This is a genomic window from Chryseobacterium gregarium DSM 19109 (assembly GCF_000430845.1).
Classification (GTDB): domain Bacteria; phylum Bacteroidota; class Bacteroidia; order Flavobacteriales; family Weeksellaceae; genus Chryseobacterium; species Chryseobacterium gregarium.
The window spans coordinates 42,443-64,923 of sequence record NZ_AUMU01000019.1; the positions used below are offsets into that span (position 1 = coordinate 42,443).

Consider the following 22,481-nt stretch of genomic DNA (forward strand, 5'->3'; position numbering starts at 1 on the left):
CATTTTTGAAGTCTGATGTGTCATTTTTTAATCCAGTTCTGCTTTTAAAAATAAATCCTGAATCTGTATTTCGTCCTCGCATGTTTTTTTAAAGTCTGTTATAAATTCTTTCAGGATTTCCGGATTTGATGAATAGGCACAGAACATATCCGCTTCGGGATCAAATTTAATTTCCTCTGACAGATCAGGCCTTTTTTCTTCTACAAAAACTTTTGCCAAAGATACCCAATCATATCCGTTGCCTTCAAAACCTTCATCTTTTCTCCACTCAAAAATTTCGGGTTTATACATTCCTGCATTTAAACATACTGAAAAAGTTTTTTCTGAAGCTACCCAAAAAAAGGGCTTAATTGCTGTTTCAAAATTGTAGGCTTCCATACTGTTTTATTATTTTGATTGATTCATAAAGATAATAAATTTCTTTTTTGACCTGCCATATTATAACATTTCTTAACTCTTTTATGAGTTTGTTATTTGCTTTTTATATTTCAGATTATCTTTCTGCAACCGTTTCCTAAAAAAACAAAAACAGAACAGTTCGCTCTGTATGAGATGAACTGTTCTGTTATGAATGTATTGCTATTGGAATGATTTTCCGCAGGATTAGTTACTGCTGCCACCTGGCCAAAGCCCCTGGTAATTGGAAGTACCGTAGTCTATGGTTTCAGCACTTACGATAAAACTGATCAGCATACTGTTTTCATCTACCGCATCGAAGTCTACTTCGTGCTGGATTACATATCCGTTATTCCAATTCAGAGTAATCAATGTACCTTCTTCATGAGACTTGTTGAATGTGATTTCACCGGTGGTCGGCTTGTATTTACCGTTCAGTAAACTCTCAAGGATGTCTGATTTTTCAGTTGCCTCTACCGTAACTTTAATAATTGCATTGGAAGGATCTGAAGCTACTCTCCCGGATACATCCGTAGATCTTGATACGCTGTAGTTCAGTTTTAATAATTTTTGTCCTTCACCGCCGTTGAATTTTAAGATTCCTCTTGAATTTGCTGCCATAATTGTAAATTTAAATCGTTAATATTTTGTGATTTGGTATATTTTGTATGATTTATTGATTCAAAGATAGACCTCCTTTTTTTATTATGAAACTATTTATACATCAATCTCATTTTTTGTAGTAATTCTACGATTGGGTGTAGTAGTTCTACGACTTTAGAAATTTTTTCAAAATTAAACTATTGATAATCATATATTTAATTTTTAATAATTCAAAATAACAAGAAAGTCAACACGGAATGAAAAATACGTTTTTAATTTATTCTGCATTTAATGAGATTTGGCTATTCTATCCTTCATTATTTAAAAATTCAGTTTTTGAATTTTTTCGCTTTGTATCTCCCGGCATTTCTGAATGGATATTCATATTATTTGTAAGGCTCCTTAATCTGAAATTATTTTTATAGACTCTGATACTGTCTGCCGGTACCGGCTGATTATTAATCATGATTCTATGCTGTGGTTGTGTAAGTTCCCCGGAAATACTACAATTGTATAAAAACTCATTTCAGAATTAATCTATTTATAACCCTCTTTGTAATCCCCCTCCCATTGATAGATACGGATACTGTCAATCTTCAGCGGCTGACCATTCAGGAAAAGCTGTATGAAACTGTTATCAGAGGCTATCTTTACCTGAAGATCTATTTTATCTCCGGCCCTGTCAAAAGCTTCATTCATTTCTGTCCAGTTGAAAAAAGCTCTTGCATTGAATTTTTCATTTTTTGCTTTACCTGTTTCCCAAAAGAATACCATTTCTTTTGGTACAGCCCTTTTCTTGTAGGGAATATTAAGCACCCAGGGCCGCAAAGTGCTTTCTTTTTCTCCATTATAAGTATAGTTCAACACCTCAAACAGACGGAATTTTGGATTTTCTGAAGTTACTACAGGACGCCAGGTATAATGCTGCCTGTAATCATCCCATTCTTTCGGAGAAGCCCCAGGCATAGCCAATTGTTTTCTGGCCTCTTCATAACGTTCCGGACTGATGCGGTACATCTGCATATATTTTTCTCTGGCTTTTGCAATTGTTGCTTTATCATTAATAATTGTTGCTTGGTAACGTCCCAGTTCTATACGGGTTAGACCAAAGTTCAGCCACACCACCACCATACCTTTCGGAGCAAAACCGAAAACAAGACCACTAAAGCTATCATAAGCATTTTTCCCGTTTTTCGCTTTATAGCCTCTGCCCAGTCTTTTATATTTTTTGGTTTCGCCTTCTAAATCGTCCCATCTTGCATATGCTCTTTCCATATAGTCTTTTATAGTATCCACAGGAAAATCTATATTCAGATGATAAAATTGGTCTTCATATCTTGAATAATAGGTGATATCTGCCCCTATGGGAGTACCATATTGATCTGTCCAGCCTTTACCCGAATCTCCCCAGTTGCCGGAAGAACCGCCATAAGGCAAACCTGCATGTATCCCTTCCAAGGTTTTAATTTTATCAAAGACAGGCTCTACCCTATATTGTGTAGCCGGAGAACTTATTTCTACCTGAAATGCTAATTTTTCTTCTTTCATTTTCTGACAGTGTATCAGATTAATACAGAGTATAAAACAAATTGTATACTGCAGTAATCTTTTAATTGTTTTCTTTACGTTATCCATCCTGTATATTTCTTTTGCGGTCCTTAGCATCAGTTACTTTGCCAACTCTTGGCCCCAATCCCAATTTGGTTACGCTGGCTGACCAATGAAGATACCGGTTCCGAAGCATTTTGAGATCATTAGGATCGGTAAAGTCCTCATAATAGATTTTCTTTATTTTTTCAACGTAATCTCCTGAAGATCCGGTTTTATTATAATTTCCAATATAATCATTCCTCAAATTCGTGCAGGCATTCATGTAGCCAAGAATCTGGTTATAAATTCTGCTTAAAAAAGCATCCGTTATTTTATGATTTTCTATAAGAGAAGTATCATACTTTACATCAAACTGTTTTGAATAATGGAACATGGCATTTAAAGAGACTTTATCATATGCATTATGAAGCCTACGCTTTCCTTTTAGAATGAATCTAGCATCTACTCCGTGAACATGTGGGGCAAGTCTTTCTATCCAAATCTCTTTAGTATCATCATTATACCATCCTTCCTCAATCAGTATTTTACGAAACCTTTTGCATTCTTCCCCACTTCCCTCTTCTTTGTATAGGTCTACCGTTTCCTCTGCCATTTCCACATAGCAGCCTCCTATATCAGAATGTACGCCTGGTAAAGTAAACTCCAGACCTTTTACTCCGGATCTTTTAATATTGGTTAAATCGAAATTATCACGATGCTCATCATCTGCTGCCAGCTGTAGGATAAAATAAGCTTTTTTAACAGCATCTAAACCTAACTGTGCCGTATCTCCATCTATAAGACTTACCCCTGCTACTTCTTTTCCTCTGTGATCCATTCCATATGCAGCTACCGTATCATATAAACCTACAAAATTAAAACTGACAGTTTTGGGCGTAATTTTATTTGCTATTAAACAGGCTCCAAAATAGCCATGCTGTATAATCAACGGGTCATCAAGTTTTACTTCAATACGATTATCAGAGTCATCATAAGGAGCCAAAGCCATACCTTTTTCATTATTAATTCTCAATACTCTTGCAGGCTGAGTTGCCATATGAACAAAATGTCGGGCTGCCGTTGCACCGCGGCTAAATCCATATACATTTATTTTCAGATGAATATCTTTACCAGCATATCTGCTGAGAGCTTCAGCCCCTTTTGTACAGCCTCTGGTTACCTTAGCAGGCACTCCTCTGGCTCCTGTTCCGAAAGGTATTCCTGCATTATTGGGCTTTGTAGTAAATGGTATGGATTCACTTTGTAAATCTTCGGTTCCAATGCCTTCTATATACCAAGACACTTGATTGTCGGCATTTGGGTCTATCGCATCATATCCTCTGGCAACGTTAGAATAATCATTGGTATAACTGTCATCTTCGTGGTTAGAATTTTCATGAGATCTTCCTGCTTGTGTATTAGTCTTATTATTCTGGGTTCCGTCGAAAAAAAGGTTTAGGGTAACATCAATGGTATTGACAGGCTTGTCATTGGGATTTATTTTCTGAGCCGGGTTATAACTTACCCCGGTTTGATTCCCATTCTGCTCCACTGAAACGGCACTGTTGTGACTGATTTCTTCTTTAGCGTAGGTTCTGTAATCCCCTCCCGTATGGGTGACCGTTTTCCCTTCTACAAAATACTCGATGCTCATGACTAGTGATTTTTAGACTTCTCGCCACTGTTGTTCTGAACTTCTTTTTCTGCGTGGTGCTCTACCTTGCCTTCACTGTTCACCTCAACTCCCTTCAGAGAGGTCAGTTTATGTTCCTTTTCACCGTATACTTCCATATCCCCTTTTACGTAGTGGCTCATCTTCCCGACCACATTGGTCATAAAATCAGCACCGGTTGACAGGTATTTCATAGAACCCACACTTTCGGTATGATTAACCATAACGGTATCGGATTTATTCATCCCGACATTCGTTATCATGTTTTCTGCAACGTTGATATTCATATTCCTGCAGTTCAGCGTCATGGTTTCGGGAGCCGTGATCGTGATATTGCTTCCCGTGGTATCCAGATGAATCTCATTCCCTGATTTATCCGTAATCACAATGCTTTCATCCTCCGTAAAAACGATCCTATGGCCGCTTCTGGTCTGAATGGATTTCACCCGGTTGTCCACTCCGCCGCCAAGGCCTACTCCGCCGTGGAACATGCCGCCCATGACAAAAGGACGGTCAGGATGGCTGTGTACAAAATTCACCATGACCTGGTCCCCGACTTCCGGTATGGCCACATAGCCTCTGTTCTGGTTTACCTGATCAGTGCCTCCCGCATCCGGACTCATCAATCTGATAAAATGGGTGGTGTCGTTTGTCTGCCAGTCAAACCTTACCTGTACCCTGCCCTGGCCTTCCGGATCTGTATTGGAGATCACCGTGGCGATCTGAGGCTCGGCTTTAGGAACGGTGAAGTCAGGTTTCGGCAAGAACCCCGTATCGGAAGCAATCCCTTCGAATTGTCCGCTGTAATGCCCGATGGTATCGATTTCGTGGGAAACTTCAGTAATCATAACCCTTGTAAAGTAGGAAGATTCATTGGTATCCGGTTTACGCATCTGCACATCCACTACACAGCCCGGATGCAAAAACGGAACCGTGGTAGCCCCGGATAATAAAAATACATTGACTGCCTGGCTTCCCGCTGCACTTTTCTGAGAATATTCTACATCCAGATGGGTAGATGCCTTAACCGGAGCCACCTGTAAGGCCGGGGTTTTATAAATGGAATTGTTATGTGCATAGGCTGTTTTGGCCAGCTCACCCACGTGCTGAACAGGAGTTTCCCCTGAAGTCAGCTTCTCATTTTTACTGCTGTTATACCCGTAAAACTGAGGCTTTATATGAACGGCTTTCAGATGAACCCTGATATCATTGGCACTGCTTCCGTAGGTCAGTTTAATCGGTTTGTTCTGAGGCGGAAGTTTTCCGAAATGAAGCACTTCACCGTCGTAATAAAACTGCTCGCCATAGGCTTCAGCCATTCTTGCCAGATAATTGTAATGGGTTTCGTCGTACTGGCTGCTGTAGATAATCTGGGAATAGTCATTGGTATCGACCCGGATATCAAAACGGTTGTCAATCCCCTGCTTAATCACCTCATTGGCAATAATCCCCATATTTACAGGCGATTCGCCGCCAAAACTCTGGACATGAGGCGCACCGTCCAGTAAAATGGTCGGACTGTATCCGGTTAAAATAATATTTCCGAGGCTCATCTTTTCCTGGCTGAAACCAACATCTGTGATCACGCCTACAAATGTCCTTTCCGGGCTTGCTTCAATGTCTTTATAGGAGATTACTGCAGTCAAGCGTTTGCCTAAAAACCTATTGGCTTCTTCCAGCGTATGGGTCTGGCGGTTGCCCAGTGCATCATGAGCCAGCATAACGCTGAATTCATGATGGTGCTTTGTGCTTTGGGTTAAGGTAAAATGTTTGTAGTATTTGATTACTTTTCCCTCGATTACAAGAGAAAGCTTCACCAACCTGTTAATTCCTGCATGGTGACTTTCTGAAATGCCATCGGCATTCTCAGACGGGCGAAAATTTGCCCCCTGCCTATTTTCAGTTGTAGTTGACATAATTTTGTGATTGTGGTATAAGTAAAGTTAAAAAAAATTATTCAAACAGTTATTTTAAATTTATATCTATTTGATTGTTTGGCAAATTGTTTAAAGCCTTATACAAAGTTCATAACAATTTAAACAAACGAAAAAAGACTGCCATTGAAGGGCAGTCTTTACCTTTTGTATGTCTTTCAATACTAAAAGTTAATTTTTTTTTAGGCTGACGGCCAAAGTCCATCGTAAGCAGAATTACCGTAGTTAATAGTTTCCGCACTTACGATAAAACTGATCAGCATACTGTTTTCATCTACTGCATCAAAGTCTACTTCATGCTGGATCACATATCCGTTTTCCCAAGTCAAAGTAATCAACGTACCTTCTTCGTGAGACTTGTTGAATGTGATTTCTCCTGTCGTAGGCTTGTATTTACCGTTCAGTAAACTTTCCAGGATGTCTGATTTTTCTGTTGCTTCTATGGTAAGTTTGATCAGTGCGTTGGAAGGGTCTGATGCCACTCTCCCGGATACATCCGTAGATCTTGATACACTGTAGTTCAGCTTTAATAATTTCTGTCCTTCACCGCCGTTGAATTTTAAGATTCCTCTTGAATTTGCTGCCATGATTGTAAATTTAATTGTTAATAATATTTTGTGATTCGATGATTGTATAACAAAGATAAAACGGAATTTTCAAATCCGGAATTATTTAAATAACAATTTTATTTTTTGTAGTAATTCTACGATTTAATGTCGTAATTCTACGACATAAGATGTAGTCTTAACCTTAATATACCTTCCCGGAAAAACCCTGTGGCCTTATTCAATGGTAATATGAGTAGAGGTTGTAACATCCTCCTGAATTAGGGTATATCTGACCTCAGCTTTTTTTACCAAGCCTGTTTCAGGCAAAACAGTATATTTTCCGTTAAAAACGATTTCCTGATCAGCTGTTTCATTCTGCCGGAATACAATTTCTCCAGGATCATCCCACCTTTCTACTTTCTGTACGAGTCCGACAGGAATAATTTCCTCTCCGACTCCGACAGATTGGGTTAGGAAAGACTTACCGTTTTTGAATTCATTTCTTAAGGGTGCAAAATATATTTTCATAAAAATATCCTCTTTCATTCTCCTGTCAAACACATCTCCGCTCATCACCGCCGATTCAAATTCATCAAGGTACTGTCCGGCATACGGATCGGGGAACAGGTCGATTAATCGGTCTTTTATAGGCCGGAAATTATGAGCTGCATTTTCATTCAGCTCGATTGTTATGATTTCTCCTTTATTATCTGTTCTGATCACGAAAGGATTAAGGGCACGGATTGACGCTGAGGCAACATCAGACATCATACTTCCGTGTGCATCGGAAAAATTATTTTTAAATACATGAAAAACATGGGAAGTCCCTTCTCTTCTGATCCATTTCACTGAAACCGTACAGGTAAGAACGTTGCTCTTCCTTTCCAATAGATTTTTCTCAATTTCAGTAATGGTAACCGTATATATTTTACTGAACCCTTCAGGAAAAAAGGGAATATCCGGATTTAATTTTGAATCTTTAAAAGGCGCATCATTTCTGCGGTTGTATTCATTAATGATGTTAAGATCAGGAAGCAGCAGTTTTTTCCCGGGAGTAAGTCCGTTATCTATCATATCTTCCCGGGCACAATGTAAATTATGGAATTCTTTAAGGTACTTTGGGTTTTCAAGATTAATTTCTTCAGATATGCTTTCCAATGTTTCCCCGGAAAGAATAAAATGAACGGTCATATGGTTTTGTTTTTGGCTTACACCAAATTAATCCAAAAATTTTATTTTACAAAATAGTTTTGTCTTTATATACAGCTTCAGTCTTGTTTTCTTTACAACTGAAAATGAATAAAAAGATCAGGATTAGAGATTTCATTTATTGGTGTTTCAGGTTGGATTCAATATCGTTTTGTTACTAATCTGTCTTTTTTAAAGGAAATTCATTATTTCCGGGATTTATAAAGTATATTGGGCCTCCTGATATATAAAAATCATTCCCGTTTTTTTCAACATAGATCATTCCCATTTCTTCATTTTGAGGATTAAAAAGGATGCTTAATTTATTTTTTTGTATAAGTTGGGCTTTAACATTTTTATATATCTGTAGTTTTTCTCCGTCACTTATGTATTTTACTGTAATATTATCGAATTTTATAATCTGGATATTAAAACTTGTTTCCAGAGCCTCTCTGTTGCGTGCAGAAAAAAAATAACTCCCAATCCAATCTCTTTCATTAGTTTGGTTATGATTTTCCGGCAAAAAAAAATTGCTTAAAACAATAAAAAAGAACAGTACGGATTTCATATTTTACTTTTTTTCCGAGCCAGCCGGTTTCCAAAATCTCTGAATGACTTCTGCGCACTTGGCAATAATGTTTCTAAAACATTTTCATTTTTGCCTTCAGGATGTACATTTTTTATTTGATTTAAATTGTCGTAGGAAAATATATAAACTTCATCATAAGTATCCGTCAATTGTTCATCAATATATATTTCCACCCTGAATTTAACCTGAATATCAGGAAAATTCCCTGTTACACTCTCTGGAGTATAAGTCATGGCACATCCCGAACCACAGCTTATTACAAAAGATTCATGAACATCCTTCATCCTATCTTCATGAGAAAGATGTTGGTCCTGCTTTTTAGAAAGGCACGAATCAAATAAACCTTTCCGTTTTAAATCATATTGTAATTCAATAGGACGATCAAGATTGGCAGAGGTATTAAATAACTTACCTTCTTGTTTATGATATTCTATCCATCCGATAGTACCTGTTCCTTCGGTATCATAAAAAAGTTTGGCTGAGATGATTCCATTATTATCGTCATCTATCAAAAGATGTACTTTATTTTTATGTATTTTCCATTCTGAAAAGGGAAAATTACTGCTCCTGACCAATTCCGTTAAATAATCATAACAATTATCAGCAGTTTGATTTGCAGAGCCACCGGTAAGGTTTTCCTGATGAATGAAGGTACTGATCATTTCTTTTTTAACGGGTTCGCCTTTACAGGAAAACAGTATTAAAATAAAAAACGGCAACAATGATTTTATATTTTCCCTCACGTTCTTTTGACGAAATACCGTGCTATCTTTTAAACAATTTTTCAGTATGGAAAAATACAATTCAGCCCGCTTTTTCATTTTTGCGTTTATTGTGTTAATTCGTTTTCACTCTGCTTTTATGCACATATCCTCTGTTTCCAGTGCTTGTTTTTATCAGGAACCAGTCGCCTGAACGATTCAGTACCTCAACATTTTCGCCTGAATTTATCTTCTGCAGGACCGGTGAAGATGTATTTTGCGCTTTTCTAAGATTGGTAAATCCGTCAGGATCCTGAATTTGATATTGTCTTATCTTCAGATGATCCACCGGTTCGGTTCTGCATTTCTTGCTTCTATCCGCTTCTGCAGGGATAGGATTCAACTTCTCTGACCATCCTGATTTTGTGATATCAATATTCTGGCTTACCTCGCAAATATATTTTACAGCATTTTCAGAAGCATCCGATATTGTTTTATATATTATGTTCTTAAGTATCCATGAATTGCCATCAGGAACAATGCTGTATTCTTTTTCATAGAATCCCCGGTCCGGAAAATAAGTAGTAATTTTCAGTCCTTTATTTCCGGGAATCTCAGAAATCGCTTTAATAATATTTCCTCCGTCTTCAGAAAAATTTGTGGTCTCCAGGGACAAATCATACGTCCCTTTTTTATTCCCTAAAAACACAAACAAATCTTCTCCCTGGTAGACTACGCTGCTTACAATCTTATCTGCAATGCCATCTTTGTCGACATCAAAGGTTTTGATAAAATAGTTTTTATTATTCTCATACGTTTTAAAAGTTCCTCTTTTCTTTTCGGAGGAGATGTCTTTTGATATTATATCTTCTACAATCTCTTGCTTATCTTTATTCAGGTGTGAAAGAAAATCAGGGTCAATTTTTATATGACTATCAAATAGAAACGACAATACGGATTTTGCATCACTCTTTGATAAAGCATTAATAAGAGTATATTTCTTATTTTCTTTAATATAATCTAATGCACGATTCTGAAAGTATCCTACAGCATCTGCTTGCCAAACACCTCCTTTCGAAATATTTATAATCTGATGTTCATACATTTTATATTTAGGTTTTTGAATCAGTAAAAACCAATAATCAATATATTCATTCGAATTTTTATAGAGCGGTTCTGCAATATCTGTTTTATCATTCCAACCAAATGTATTTTTAAAATCTAAAAAATTTTGGGGGAAACTGTCTAAAAAAGCTGCTTCATCCTTTATAGAAAAAGCTTTTTCTAAAGATGGTACAGATACTTTTATGTTTTCAGATTTATTTTCTTGTGATGGACTCTTACATGAAAATAAAAATATCAATAATAGGAATACTATTTTATTCATAATTTTGTGAAATAATTATTTTTGCATCTTTTATACCGATTTCTTCCACATGGTCAAAAATTTCCTTAAGTTTAGCTTTACTGCCTCCTACGAAATCTTTTGATTTTGTAGATCCAGGTAATAAACAACCTTCTGTATCGCCTGCAGTATTTCCAGAATGTATCAAAATGGCTCTTGATTTGGAAACCACATCATTATATAACTTCAAGCCTTTTTTAATCTTAGTTCCAGCGTGCCATTCCAAATTGTAAGTCCCAACCGGAACCCTTTGTTCAATTCCTGAAACTGTAGTATCAGGACCTTTCTCTTCAAGAATGAATCCTTTAATATCTGTATTATCAATGGTGAATTCTCCTATGGTAGAATTATCAGTTTGCCATTTCCTTGTTAACCTTATAGTGACAGATGATGAAGGACCTGAAGTGCTAGTTGCCTTTTTCTTATCTCTGTTTACACAATCCTGAGGATATTTAAATATATTTTTTAATGTGATTACATAATTTCTTCTTTCCTGTAAGCCGTTTGATCCCCCATTTACTAAATAACTGATCAAGTCTACTTTATCATCGTCTGCAATTAATCCTAAATTTACAGTTCCATATTTCTTTGTATCTTTGCCATCATGGTAAGTAATTGTTTCCTTAGGATAATCAGGCTTATGAATTTTTACATATGCAGGAGGATCAGCTGGTCCCTTCCATCTTTTTCCAACACCTAGAACTTTCCCTTGTTTCCAATACCAACCTGCAGAATCACAAGCATTAAATAGGTTATTCTCTATTTTTTTATAATCTTTTACAAAATCTATCCCTGTATAAGCTTTATAAATTTTATAATTACTTTCCCAAGTCAATTGCATTAATCCCCTGCCGAAATAGGGCTTGTAGTCTTTATTGGTAGCATATTCTAAAGTTGTTCTCAAACGGTCTGTTTCATGGTAAACCTGAGCTAAAAAATGCAATTTCCTTAAGCAGGTAGTAATTTCGTATTTAGTAAATAAGCTATTAATCTGGGCTCTTAATTTTTCTATCGTTTTATCTGTTTCCGGTAATGTACAGTTGTCTGCTGCAAATAGAGCATAACCACTGTCTTTTTTAACCCGTGTTTCACTGTCTCTTAATCCATGAATAATTTTTTCAAATTCATCAGAAGTAAAATCTCTGTTACAAAAACATTTACCTTTTTTATCAGAAGCTTGTCTAGGAGTTTGTTCAACCACACTCACCGTCTTCCCTCCAGGTTTCTGTGCTGTAGGTTTCTGATCCGGTTTTACAGTGCCTTTGGATTCTACCCAGTCCCAGAGTTCATTCCATTTGTTTCTTACGGATTCTGTCATAGAATTCATAATGCCCTTTTCTTCTTTTTGGGACGGAGGCTTTTGAGCAGCCGGCGAACCGTTAGCTTTGGGAGGTGTTTTCGAAGGCTGTGACGGAGTACTGTTCTTTGGCGGGGCGGAAGGTTTGGGTGCCGCCGGCGGTCTGTAGTCAGGGTTTTTAACGTCGATATTTCCGGTAGCATGCTTTTTATTTTTGTAGTATTCTACCGTGACATAAAACTCCAATTCTTTAGGATCTCTTTCCCCCTGTAAAGCTTTCTGCATTAAAGCCTTTGTTAAAACAAATTCAGCGGTAGCTATTCCGGCTCTGTCAACGATCGCTTCTTTACTGTCGACAAAAAGATTTTTAGCAGTATGTCCGTCTCCTGTAACATCATCTTCCCAAAGGGTAAAAACCAGTTTTTTATTCGCCAAATTTACGCACTGTGCTTTAGCAACCAGTTTTTCCGTATAGCTGAATATGGTTCCTTTAGAATCATCTACATACAAAAGCTCGACTTTATTGATTTTAGGAATTTCTGTCGGCTGCGGTGTAATATCTATGGTTGTAGCACCCGCTCCTTCCGGTTCATGCAGATATGCTTCGAGACGGTAGGTATTTTTTGAAGCCACTTCACCGAAAGTAAAACTCCCGTCGCCTTTTTTCCTGATGTTGGTTGTGGTAAAGCTTCCGTCGGAACGCTTTTTAAATAATTCCCAGGTTACCAAAGCCGGGTTTCTATCGCTTTCGGGCGTTGAAGGATACCAGTCTGTAATGGTATACAAGGTTTTCTCTCCTACTTTCGGTGTAGGATTTCCTGCTATTTTTGAAACTCCTTTTTTCGACATGGAAAGTATTTTTTAAGATTAATAAGCATCCAGCTCACTTTCGAACACAGTCTCTTTAAAATCCTGCATGTTCACCAGCGGATTGATATGCTGTACCATTTTATTGTCGGCATTTTTCACATTTTTTTTACTCATCTGTCCGCGCTGTCCATGGTCTTTGACGGTAATTTTGCCCCCAACGGTACATAACAGCTCGGAAACTTCCGTTACGATCTTCTTATCCGTTATTTTTACTTTATCATAGGTCTTCTGCCATTTTCCGGCCGGTGCATAAGAACAGGGTAAATTTCCGCCTGACGAAGGCTTCAGTTTACATTTTCCGAAACTTGGGCCGGAAGGATTGAACTGAAGATCATCTTCCGTAACGCCAAGGAAATCAGAATTGCCGTCAGAGTCATTCCAAAAATGTTTCTGGTGGGAAGTAACTTTATAATGAGGGAACTGGTCACCCTGGTTGCACTGGGCTTTGCCTTTTTGTACAACAAAGTGTCTGCCTTCATGAGGTGATGATTGCTGTGACATAATACTGTAATTTGGGTTACTACCAAAGATAAAAAATTTACCTTAAAAAAATAAAAAAAGCGAAAATAAATTTTCGCTTTCTGATATGATAAGATATTAATGTTGAGTATATTCCGGCTGCTCGGTGGGCAGCAGGGTCGGCATAAAGTATTCATTCAGCCAATAAAACGTTTGACCGTTTTGCTCAATCTTCACTGCCGGATCATTTCTGTGGGTCAGCATCCTGTCTGCAAGAGTTTTGTAATAACGGAAGTACGTCCTTACGGTTTCATTAGTCACAACTTTAGGCTTTTTCCAGCCCTTCAGCATATATTTAGACATTAGTTCTTCTTCAGTGACATCAAACCCGGTACTCACTCCTACTGCATAAGCCATCGGCTGCTTGTACAATTCGCTTTTATCAAGGAATTGCAGGGTCGGATTATATTTCTTCAGGAGCTTTATATATTCATTAACAGCTCTTGCCTGCTTAAAATCCAATCTTTCGGCGCCTGTCTTCTGATAAACTTCTGTGTAGAATAGCTTCAGATTATCATATTCTGTTTCAGAAATCAGAATTCCTTTTTCCAGACCGGGTTTATAATCTTTCAAATCTTTAGGAATATGGCCTTTCACCAGAAACGGATTTCCATAATTGATCAGCTGTGCGGCAATCCCGGCCGGTACCGGATTTGTAAGGCCCGGATACAGATATTTATACTTTAAATCGACATCTGTTTTTCCTGCTCCTACTGTTGAATGGAAATATTCATCTAAAGATTTGTCTATAGTTGTATTATCCAGTGTCACCTGAGCAATCAGGCTGTCGACTGATTTTTTAAGATATCCTGGAGCGGCGATATCCCCTTTTTTAGGGAAAATAACAAACCCCTGAGCCATGCTTTGTTTAGGATAATCCAAAGAGAAGAAACCTTCATCACCTTCAACAAGATTAAAATTATTCTTAGTCAGGACCTGATCCTGTTTGATGATTTTCTGTTTTTTTAATTCGGCGATATTTTTTGCTGTATTGGTTACCACATTTTCTGCCATTAAAACAAAATCGTTATAGGTATCAGATGATTTTGCACTGGTCTGGAACATAATTAAGCGTGCCTGAGCCTGTGTCAAAGAATTAATAACGCCGTACATATTTCCGCTTTGGTTTGCAGAAGTCCCTACCGTTACGACAATATTGGTTTCATCAGGTACATTCGACAAAAGGTCTCCAGCAGCTGTTAAACCTTCATTCACCGGCTGGTAACCGCTGTTGCTCGGACAACTCATTTCATTGGTCTTCTGATCAATGAATGTTGTGATTTTATTATAATCCGTACTTAAATTTGAAACAGCCACATTGTCTCCGCAAGAATTGTTTTTATACAAGACCACTCCGTATTTCACCTGGTTGAAGTAAGAAGGCTTTTCGAATCTGAGCTGCAGATCCTGAAGCAGAGATTTTACAATCGGGGCATACGGTGCGTTGGAAGCACTGATGTCTAATGCAAAAACAATATTAAGTTTTTTATCTCTTTCCGTAATCTCTTTGTAGCGGCCAAACTCAATAGATCCCCCTAAAACATTGAAAACAAAATTCTTACTATAATCCAATATGTTTGTGAAATACTTAGTCTTCGAGTCTGGGGCCGGCGGTTCATGCAATGGCAGGCTCACTGGGAAAATATTTTCAAGCGGTGTTCTCTTGTTGACATCTGTCAGGAAAACAGCCGTTTTGTTTTCGGCTTCATTTCCGCCGGGATATCCTTCGCGAATTCCCAAAGAAGTTTCTGCAATACCTGTGGTATTTTTCATTTTAACTGCCGAACGCTCGCCCCATGATGAAATCACATTCGAACTTACCCAGCCATACAGGTTTGTGCTGATGCTGTCTATATCTACGGAAGGTTTTTTCCCTATCAGAAATCTCTTGTTGTTTTCAGCCTGTTTGTAAATGTAAACAATCTGGCCGTTAGGAATTTTCACATTTGCCTCCTCAATGAGACTGGGTGAATTAAAAACCATGATGGAATCGTTCTTATAATACCTTTCAGAACTTCTGATCACTTCACTGTTGTTCGGCACTACAGCCACTTTAACAGGGAATCCCGTTTTTTCGCTTTTTAAAGCATTATTCCAAAGAAGCAGATCTGATTCCGGAATCCAGCCGTATGTCTTAATCTGTTTTGATGATACTTTTTTCATCAGAGCATCAGGAACATATACTGCTACTTTTACCATTCCGTCCCGGTGTTTCAGAACCATTAAAGGCTCTAAAAACTTAACTTCCTTGTATGATTTTTCATCATTTTTATCTAAATAAGCCGTATTTCTGGACCGGTCTGAAATTGCGATCCACGGCACTGATTTTTTGGGAAATCCATTGACAACGGTAGAATTTTCAACCTGCCCGTATTGTGACGGCTCCGGGGTTCTTTTTGACGGCAATTTTACCTGACATGCTGTCAGCAATACCGAAACGCCGATGTAATATGCTGCTAGAGGAAATTTGTTTTTCATCCTATTGATCTTTTATGATTGGTAAAGCCCTGGAAACAGGACAGAATTATTTGCTTTGGTTAATGTCGACTTTGGTTACGCAATTTTGTGTGTCATCAAAATTCACTTTTACAGTCTGGATGATTGTATTCTTATCGAACTGAAGACCTGCACAGTACATGTAAAAATTATTTACTTTACTGTCGCTTACTTTAACTACCGTGTTTTCATTATTGCACAAATAAGTTTTCAGTAAATAATTGTAATGCGAATTGAAATCGTTTCCGTAGGCAATCTGCTGAAGGTGTCTTTTGAAATCATCATCAATTTTTGCATAAACATCTTCTACGCTTACTTCTTCTTTCAGGTCGTCATAAGCGGGAGTAATTTTGATATGGTGAAGAATAGGTTCTTCATTTTCATTCGTATAAAGCGTAACCACATAATCGCCCGGTTTCTGATAAGCATAAAACGCCAGTTTTTCTTTAGAATCAATATTTCCGGTTTCCCCGAATTTCCAAGTAAACTGATCGGCATCGGAAACGGCCCGGAACTGTACTTTAATATACTGTACAGCTTCAGAAGGCCCCTCAATTATGGTTTTGATCTTAATGCTGTCATTGGTTTTAGGAAGACTTCTTGCAGAGACCATTACCGGAAAAGATTTTGAATATTTATTATCGATAATCAATGTTATCTGATAATACCCAGGTCTTGAGTAAAAATGAATCCCTTTGCTTTTATCTGAAGTGCTTCCGTCTCCGAAATTCCATTTTCTTGTTTTGGCGGACGGCGTCATATCTTCAAACCGAAGGGTATCGCCAACTGCAATAGTAGACGGGTTTACATTCCCCACAATATCATCGGAGGACTGTATCACTTTCTTCTGCATCCACAATGCTACCAGTGCCGCTATGAGCAACGTGGCAATAACACCGATAATAATGTTCTTCTTGTTTTTCTGAAAGTAATTCATAGTTAATTATTGTGTGATATGTTTTTTATATAATATTTTCTTAGTGAAATACTGATTATTCATTTTGTGAATTCAGCATGGTCTCTTTTTGGAAAAGCTGACCTTTTTTCTCTTTAAAACTGATGGCGCATTCATCAGACTGTTTTTTCAAATTTTTTATATTTTCAGTTTTATTTGAAATAATTCTTTTATCATTGAAATACATTTTATAAAATTTTGCGATCTGCGGGTAAGCATTTTTACGGATATCACTGATGTTGTCTCCAGACTGAAAATAGTTGGCAACATCGTTAATTCCATATTGGATATTATTTTCCACAAAAGGTTCAGGAGGCTGGTCTTCCAGTCTGTTAATCATGGAAAATGTACTGTCTAACATCTTATATGACAGTTTCTGCTTTTGGTCGAATTTTACTTTTTCGTCAAGATTCTGTACGGAAATAATATCTTCATCTTCAAAAGGCGATTGAAAACCCTTTAAAAAAATAATTCCAAGAAAAAGAAGCGCTGCGATAAGCATTAGGATCAGATATAAAAACTGATAATGCCTTTCCTTTTTTGATAGTGTAATTTGTCCCTGCATGGTTTTCGTTTTTATCTTCTGCGTCTGGTGCCTGTAAATTTCCTGGTAGGGTCTACGCGTAGTTCTTTGTTCATAAAGCCTATTTTTCCTTGGCATTCACTCAGTTCCCGTAAGGCACTTTGTTCTTTATAAGAAACAGTGATAATCTGGTTTTTAAGAGTCATCATCGGACCAATCTGTTTCATCAGTATAGAATAATGCTTGAAATTATTCGCACTGTCCTCCCCCATGATATTTTTAGCATCCTGTATATTATCCATAATATAATTCCGTAAAATATTATCATTGCTCACCTTGTTGATATCAAGCTGGTCCATCCGATAAAGAATACTGTCTACATGAGTCCGCAGCAGGTCGCTTTTGACGAGGAGATCACGATATCTATCTGCTTCCTTTTTGATTCCTTGGCGCTGGATATCGTAACTTTTGAAAAAGAAAAAGATACAGATGAAAGAAACACCTGATAACATGATAAATGACAGAATAAACTTCCAGATGCCTGTCCGTACGTCCGCTTTGTTTAATTTTTTGTCCCTGTTCGAAGACATAGATGTGTGATTTGTTTGGTTTGTGAAATTATAAAAAAATAATTGATGTACAAAATTAAGTATTCAGTCATTTTTCACTATTTTTCAATTATAGCAAGATTAATTTTAGTTTTCGGCTTATTTTCATAATTTAGTGATCTGAATTTTAATCATCATTCGCCAAATCGATATTAAAGTGAGTAAAATATTAACTAATACCGTGAGGTTTTCTGTAGCAGACAGTGATTTTTATTTTAAAAAAATACTGATCAAAACCCTTACGGAAAATCCGTTCCACGTACTTCTTAATGACTGTAATAATGGGCATGAGCTGATCAGCAGAAATTACAGAAGACAGGAGGATGTATTTATCATAGAACTTTTTATGCCCATTCTCAGTGGAATTGAAGCCATAAAGTATATCCGGAAAAGTAATACGGAAACCCCCATTATTACATATTCGGGAACCTATCAGGAAGATATGGCGGAAATCCTTACCAAATTGCAGAATATCTATTATTGCCAGAAAAAAAGCAATATCATTAAAGATATTTTCAAGGGAAAAGTAGCTTCAGACGGTTTTGACTATGCCAGTTACAGCAGGGAATGGGAACAGCAGCCTTTAGCAGTGCTGGACTATATGGAACGTCAGAAAAAAAGCCAGGAAGAGCTTTCCCCGACTGAGATTTTGCTCATGAAATTCTGTTATGAAGGCTTCAGCAATAAAGAGATCGGGGAAAAACTGAATCTCAGCACCAGAACGATTGATACCTACATCAACCGACTTACTGAAAAGCTGGGGCTTAAGACGAAACTTCACCTGATCCGCTTCTGTGTGGAGCATGGATATTATAATTCCAGCATGTAAAAGTGAGTTAATCTAGGATTAACATAGAATAAACATTAATTTTCAACCTCTTATAAAAAAATATTTTGCCACTAATTTGCTAATATTCAATTTTTTTAACTAAATTTGCACACCTAAAATTTAAAATTAAAATAAGGAAATGACAAAGGCAGAATTGGTAAACACCATCTCAAATAAGTTGGGAACCGAAAAGAATGAGACACAGAAAGTGGTAGAGGCTTTTATGCAGGAAATCAGGACTTCTATGTATAATGGCGATAATGTTTACCTGAGAGGATTTGGATCTTTTATCATTAAAACCAGAGCAGCCAAAACGGGAAGAAATATCTCTAAAAATACTGCCATTGAAATCCCTGCTCACAACATTCCCGCTTTCAAACCATCAAAGTCTTTTGTGGAGAAAGTAAAAACGAAAGTTACCGTAAAATAAAACATTAACTGAATATTAACTAGTTACTAAAAAATATAATTATGCCAAGCGGAAAGAAAAGAAAAAGACACAAGGTTGCAACTCACAAAAGAAAGAAAAGAAGAAGAGCAAACAGACACAAGAAAAAATAATCTCTCTTCTTGAGATTACAATATACATGATATAGTTGGTGGTTTTAAATTTTAAAAAGCTCACCGACTATATTTGTTTTATAACTATAAGATGTCCCGGAAAAAAAAGATGTATATTTTATAAAAATACATGTTCTATTCAATACTAATTCATATCTTAATAATAAAATTTAATATGATGAAAAATAGAACGGTTTCCTGTCATCTTAATAATTTTATCTTACAACAAAATGAAGAAAGAACTAATAGTTTCGCATGAAGATAATCTTACAAAGATTGTACTGCTGGAAGACGGAAGACTATGTGAACTTCATGAGCAAGAGGACAAAAGCGATTTTATAGTTGGAGATCTGTTTATCGGAAAGGTAAAAAAGCTGGCACCCAATCTTAATGCCGCTTTCGTAAATATTGGATATGAAAAGGATGCTTTCCTGCATTATCAGGATCTGGGACCGCAATATCTTACTTACAAAAAGTTTTTAAAAGACACGATTTCCAAACAACAGAACGTTTCAAGCTTAAAAAATTTCGAAATCCAGCCCGAAATCAATAAGAACGGAACCGTAGAAAAGGTAATTGCAAAAGATGACCTCGTTTTACTGCAGATAACCAAAGAACCGATTTCTACAAAAGGACCGAGAATTTCCACGCAGATTTCCTTGACAGGGCGCTTTTTGGTTCTTATTCCTTTCGATAATAAGGTTTCTATTTCCAAAAAAGTGAACAGCTTTGAAGAAAAAGAAAGATTACGGACACTTATTGAGAGTATTAAGCCTGAAGGATTCGGAGTGATCATAAGAACTGTGGCAGAAGGAAAAAAAGTCGCAGATCTTCACAATGACATGAATCAGCTGATCCAGAAATGGGAGAGCACATTTAAAAATATCCAGAAAAATAAAGTTCCGTCCAGGGTTTTAAGTGAAGATGACAAAGCTTCAGCAATTTTAAGAGACAATTTCAACCAGGATTTTGTAAGCATCACCTGTGATGACGAACAGATGGTTGAAGAAATGAAAAATTATGTGGAAGTGATTGCTCCGGAGAGGAAAAATATCGTCCATTTCCACAATTCCCACATCCCTCTTCTGGAATATTATAATGTTGAAAAACAGCTTAAACAGAGTTTCGGAAAACACGTTAACATACCGAGCTCAAAAGGTGCTTATCTGGTCATAGAACACACGGAGGCACTTCATGTAGTCGATGTCAATTCAGGAAACAATATTACCACTGGTACGGCTGTAAATAAAGAGCATGCCCTTAAAGTGAACATGATGGCAGCCACCGAGATCGCAAGACAGCTTCGGCTCCGGGATATGGGAGGCATTATTGTTATCGACTTTATTGACATGACCAATCCTGAGCACAGAAAAGATCTGTACGAACATCTGAAAAATGAAATGACCCGTGACAAAGCGCGTCATAAAATTCTCCCACCGAGTAAATTCGGACTGATACAGATTACCAGACAAAGAAACCGTCCGGAAAAACAGATCGATACCAAAGAGGAAAATCCAAATAAAGACGGAGAAATCGTTGCTCCTATCGTTATTGTGGAGAGAATGGGCGATGCCCTGAGAACCATTATGCAAAAAGAAAAAGGCAAGCTTTATCTTCACGTCCATCCTTTCGTAGAAGCTTATCTTACCAAAGGGTTCAACAGCATCCAAATGAAGTGGTTTATGAAGTATAAAAAGTGGGTAACCGTGGTCCCAAGAGATTCTTTCAAATATTTAGAATATAGAATTTACAATTCAAAAAAAGAAGAATTGATCGGATATTCTAATTAACACAAAATTTAAAACCTTCAGATATAAACTGAAGGTTTTTTGTTTTATACCTCAATTATTCTGCCTTTATTGATTACTAACCATCTTTTCAGTTAAATTCTTAATAAATATTACAGATAATTATGGGTCTCTCTTTTAAGGTATTAATATTTAAAGATTTATCTGTTTATAGGTTTTGGCTAAGCTCTAGCCCTAAACCCGTTAGAATCATTTAAAAACACCAGTGTAAACAATTTTATCATTAGTTTGAACTACGTGTATGTTTAACATCAGTATAAAGTAACAAATTCGATGATCATACGGTTAATGAAAATACTTTAAAAGCTTAGGTAGATTTTACAGCAAAAGAAATGATAGGAAATATTAAAAAATAATTTTCATAAAAAATTTATCAAAATGAAAAATATTTGACTAGACCTTCCTTCTTAATTTCCTGCTGATTTTTAAAAGATACCAACCACGGTATCATTCTGAGTTCCTTTTACAATAGCGATAAGAGTACCTTTCTGCCTTTTGATTTTTTGGAAGTAAGAACAGTATAAAGTTCACCATCAGAAAGAGCAGCTTCATCTAAAGAGAGTTGCTATGAGATCAGGGTATAAAATAAAACTTTCAGCATGTACCTTTTGCTCCAATAGTTTTGCAGGGAAGGGTTTTAGTATCGGCTGATTTTTTTTAAGAACTCCGCAAAATCTTGTGTCATACGGGTTCCTTGGGCAATGAGATTCCAATCTCTCTGAATGATGTTTCCTGCTTTAGTATCTGTACATCTTCTGCGTCTGATGTGGAGCTTCAGGGTATTTCCGGAACAAAATCTTTTGACTACAATATGAGTGAAGAAGACTCCTTCGGAACTGTATTTTTCTCCTCAAAATAGAGGTGTAATATCTCATTTTCTTCTTCAAATTTTAAAAGCTCAAAATGATCAATTAAAACCTCAGGGAGGAATAACTTAAGAAATTCTGTCTCATGTAATATCTTATTAATTTTTACTTTTATCCTAAAGTTTTGGAATTGATCCTCAATAATGGTATAGGCCTCAGGTTGTATATATTGATCTATAGATGTTTAAGTCTAGATATTTCTTAGAGTTAAAGTATGTATATATAACAAAAAAACCCCTCTTTCATCGGATGATGAAGGAGGGGTTTAGATAAAGACTGGCGGCGACCTACTCTCCCGCTTTCGCAGTACCATCGGCGCTGGTGGGCTTAACTTCTGTGTTCGGAATGGGAACAGGTGAGCCCCACCGCTAAAACCACCCTAAAGGTTGTATATAGTGTAGGAATGTATTGTTGTATCAGGTATTAATGACTTATATCATTCATACTTTTTACAATCTACATTTTACAAATTTATCGGTAAATATCATCACAAAGGCAAAACCATTGATGCACTTATAAGAAC

20 protein-coding genes and 1 rRNA gene are annotated in these 22,481 nt (G+C 36.9%); 3 read left to right on the forward strand and 18 right to left on the reverse strand.

What is annotated here, in order from left to right; translation table 11 throughout:
* Positions 1–27: 27 nt before the first annotated feature.
* The 16 genes from H561_RS0118290 to tssO (H561_RS0118370) form a co-directional block, all read right to left on the reverse strand.
* Complete coding sequence (locus H561_RS0118290; protein WP_027388313.1) at positions 28–378, reverse strand: Imm51 family immunity protein; 351 nt, start codon at positions 376–378, stop codon at positions 28–30.
* Between the two features lie 225 nt (positions 379–603).
* Complete coding sequence (tssD, locus tag H561_RS0118295; protein ID WP_027388314.1) at positions 604–1,017, reverse strand: type VI secretion system tube protein TssD; 414 nt, start codon at positions 1,015–1,017, stop codon at positions 604–606.
* Positions 1,018–1,536: 519 nt separating this feature from the next.
* Entirely contained in the window at positions 1,537–2,547 is a 1,011-nt protein-coding gene (locus tag H561_RS0118305) for a DUF2931 family protein (protein WP_228372304.1), read from the reverse strand.
* 79 nt (positions 2,548–2,626) lie between these two features.
* Positions 2,627–4,243, reverse strand: coding sequence for a phospholipase effector Tle1 domain-containing protein (locus H561_RS0118310; RefSeq protein WP_027388316.1), 1,617 nt, complete (start codon positions 4,241–4,243; stop codon positions 2,627–2,629).
* A 2-nt stretch (positions 4,244–4,245) separates the two neighbouring features.
* Entirely contained in the window at positions 4,246–6,177 is a 1,932-nt protein-coding gene (locus tag H561_RS0118315; RefSeq protein WP_027388317.1) for a type VI secretion system Vgr family protein, read from the reverse strand.
* A 200-nt stretch (positions 6,178–6,377) separates the two neighbouring features.
* Positions 6,378–6,782 (reverse strand): type VI secretion system tube protein TssD, encoded by a 405-nt coding sequence (gene tssD, locus H561_RS0118320; RefSeq protein ID WP_027388318.1) that lies wholly within the window; start codon positions 6,780–6,782, stop codon positions 6,378–6,380.
* Positions 6,783–6,977: 195 nt separating this feature from the next.
* Complete coding sequence (locus H561_RS0118325) at positions 6,978–7,934, reverse strand: hypothetical protein (protein ID WP_027388319.1); 957 nt, start codon at positions 7,932–7,934, stop codon at positions 6,978–6,980.
* Positions 7,935–8,109: 175 nt separating this feature from the next.
* On the reverse strand, positions 8,110–8,499 hold the full coding sequence (locus tag H561_RS0118330; protein WP_027388320.1) for a hypothetical protein: 390 nt from the start codon (positions 8,497–8,499) through the stop codon (positions 8,110–8,112).
* On the reverse strand, positions 8,496–9,341 hold the full coding sequence (locus H561_RS23450; RefSeq protein ID WP_051349449.1) for a hypothetical protein: 846 nt from the start codon (positions 9,339–9,341) through the stop codon (positions 8,496–8,498). The genes H561_RS0118330 and H561_RS23450 overlap by 4 nt, the downstream gene beginning before the upstream one ends.
* A 16-nt stretch (positions 9,342–9,357) precedes the next feature.
* A complete protein-coding gene (locus tag H561_RS0118340; protein ID WP_027388321.1) occupies positions 9,358–10,608 on the reverse strand; it encodes an SH3 domain-containing protein in 1,251 nt (416 codons plus the stop codon).
* A complete protein-coding gene (locus H561_RS23455; RefSeq protein WP_051349450.1) occupies positions 10,601–12,772 on the reverse strand; it encodes a DUF5675 family protein in 2,172 nt (723 codons plus the stop codon). The genes H561_RS0118340 and H561_RS23455 overlap by 8 nt, the downstream gene beginning before the upstream one ends.
* 18 nt (positions 12,773–12,790) lie before the next feature.
* Complete coding sequence (locus H561_RS0118350; RefSeq protein WP_027388323.1) at positions 12,791–13,294, reverse strand: DUF4280 domain-containing protein; 504 nt, start codon at positions 13,292–13,294, stop codon at positions 12,791–12,793.
* Between the two features lie 96 nt (positions 13,295–13,390).
* Positions 13,391–15,790: a type VI secretion system protein TssR domain-containing protein gene (tssR, locus tag H561_RS0118355; protein ID WP_027388324.1), complete on the reverse strand. Its 2,400-nt coding sequence runs from the start codon at positions 15,788–15,790 to the stop codon at positions 13,391–13,393.
* Positions 15,791–15,836: 46 nt separating this feature from the next.
* Positions 15,837–16,745, reverse strand: coding sequence for a PKD domain-containing protein (locus tag H561_RS0118360; protein ID WP_027388325.1), 909 nt, complete (start codon positions 16,743–16,745; stop codon positions 15,837–15,839).
* 55 nt (positions 16,746–16,800) lie between these two features.
* Positions 16,801–17,328 (reverse strand): type VI secretion system TssO, encoded by a 528-nt coding sequence (gene tssO, locus H561_RS0118365; protein ID WP_027388326.1) that lies wholly within the window; start codon positions 17,326–17,328, stop codon positions 16,801–16,803.
* 11 nt (positions 17,329–17,339) lie between these two features.
* Positions 17,340–17,876 carry a type VI secretion system TssO gene (gene tssO / locus H561_RS0118370; protein ID WP_027388327.1) on the reverse strand — a complete coding sequence of 179 codons (537 nt, stop codon included), beginning with the start codon at positions 17,874–17,876 and terminating at the stop codon, positions 17,340–17,342.
* A gap of 175 nt (positions 17,877–18,051) precedes the next feature.
* On the opposite strand from tssO (H561_RS0118370), the gene H561_RS0118375 reads away from it, so the two are divergent.
* From H561_RS0118375 to H561_RS0118385, 3 genes are all read left to right on the forward strand, one after another.
* Positions 18,052–18,723, forward strand: coding sequence for a response regulator transcription factor (locus tag H561_RS0118375; RefSeq protein ID WP_027388328.1), 672 nt, complete (start codon positions 18,052–18,054; stop codon positions 18,721–18,723).
* A 139-nt stretch (positions 18,724–18,862) separates the two neighbouring features.
* Positions 18,863–19,153 carry an HU family DNA-binding protein gene (locus H561_RS0118380; protein WP_027388329.1) on the forward strand — a complete coding sequence of 97 codons (291 nt, stop codon included), beginning with the start codon at positions 18,863–18,865 and terminating at the stop codon, positions 19,151–19,153.
* 361 nt (positions 19,154–19,514) lie between these two features.
* The gene (locus tag H561_RS0118385; RefSeq protein WP_027388330.1) at positions 19,515–21,074 is read left to right on the forward strand and encodes an Rne/Rng family ribonuclease; all 1,560 of its coding nucleotides are present in this window, start codon (positions 19,515–19,517) and stop codon (positions 21,072–21,074) included.
* A gap of 655 nt (positions 21,075–21,729) precedes the next feature.
* Here H561_RS0118385 and H561_RS24570 read toward each other — a convergent pair.
* Both H561_RS24570 and rrf read right to left on the reverse strand, forming a co-directional pair.
* A complete protein-coding gene (locus H561_RS24570) occupies positions 21,730–21,903 on the reverse strand; it encodes an ISAon1 family transposase N-terminal region protein (protein WP_449384740.1) in 174 nt (57 codons plus the stop codon).
* A 329-nt stretch (positions 21,904–22,232) separates the two neighbouring features.
* Positions 22,233–22,340, reverse strand: a 5S ribosomal RNA gene (gene rrf, locus H561_RS0118395).
* Positions 22,341–22,481 lie beyond the last annotated feature (141 nt).

What these genes read in the sequence shown, in the direction of transcription:
- H561_RS0118290 (WP_027388313.1), bottom strand. Translation starts at nt 378, where the DNA reads ATGGAAGCCTACAATTTTGAAACAGCAATTAAGCCCTTTTTTTGGGTA.
- tssD (WP_027388314.1), bottom strand. Translation starts at nt 1,017, where the DNA reads ATGGCAGCAAATTCAAGAGGAATCTTAAAATTCAACGGCGGTGAAGGA.
- H561_RS0118305 (WP_228372304.1), bottom strand. Translation starts at nt 2,547, where the DNA reads ATGAAAGAAGAAAAATTAGCATTTCAGGTAGAAATAAGTTCTCCGGCT.
- H561_RS0118310 (WP_027388316.1), bottom strand. Translation starts at nt 4,243, where the DNA reads ATGAGCATCGAGTATTTTGTAGAAGGGAAAACGGTCACCCATACGGGA.
- H561_RS0118315 (WP_027388317.1), bottom strand. Translation starts at nt 6,177, where the DNA reads ATGTCAACTACAACTGAAAATAGGCAGGGGGCAAATTTTCGCCCGTCT.
- tssD (WP_027388318.1), bottom strand. Translation starts at nt 6,782, where the DNA reads ATGGCAGCAAATTCAAGAGGAATCTTAAAATTCAACGGCGGTGAAGGA.
- H561_RS0118325 (WP_027388319.1), bottom strand. Translation starts at nt 7,934, where the DNA reads ATGACCGTTCATTTTATTCTTTCCGGGGAAACATTGGAAAGCATATCT.
- H561_RS0118330 (WP_027388320.1), bottom strand. Translation starts at nt 8,499, where the DNA reads ATGAAATCCGTACTGTTCTTTTTTATTGTTTTAAGCAATTTTTTTTTG.
- H561_RS23450 (WP_051349449.1), bottom strand. Translation starts at nt 9,341, where the DNA reads ATGAAAAAGCGGGCTGAATTGTATTTTTCCATACTGAAAAATTGTTTA.
- H561_RS0118340 (WP_027388321.1), bottom strand. Translation starts at nt 10,608, where the DNA reads ATGAATAAAATAGTATTCCTATTATTGATATTTTTATTTTCATGTAAG.
- H561_RS23455 (WP_051349450.1), bottom strand. Translation starts at nt 12,772, where the DNA reads ATGTCGAAAAAAGGAGTTTCAAAAATAGCAGGAAATCCTACACCGAAA.
- H561_RS0118350 (WP_027388323.1), bottom strand. Translation starts at nt 13,294, where the DNA reads ATGTCACAGCAATCATCACCTCATGAAGGCAGACACTTTGTTGTACAA.
- tssR (WP_027388324.1), bottom strand. Translation starts at nt 15,790, where the DNA reads ATGAAAAACAAATTTCCTCTAGCAGCATATTACATCGGCGTTTCGGTA.
- H561_RS0118360 (WP_027388325.1), bottom strand. Translation starts at nt 16,745, where the DNA reads ATGAATTACTTTCAGAAAAACAAGAAGAACATTATTATCGGTGTTATT.
- tssO (WP_027388326.1), bottom strand. Translation starts at nt 17,328, where the DNA reads ATGCAGGGACAAATTACACTATCAAAAAAGGAAAGGCATTATCAGTTT.
- tssO (WP_027388327.1), bottom strand. Translation starts at nt 17,876, where the DNA reads ATGTCTTCGAACAGGGACAAAAAATTAAACAAAGCGGACGTACGGACA.
- H561_RS0118380 (WP_027388329.1), top strand. Translation starts at nt 18,863, where the DNA reads ATGACAAAGGCAGAATTGGTAAACACCATCTCAAATAAGTTGGGAACC.
- H561_RS0118385 (WP_027388330.1), top strand. Translation starts at nt 19,515, where the DNA reads ATGAAGAAAGAACTAATAGTTTCGCATGAAGATAATCTTACAAAGATT.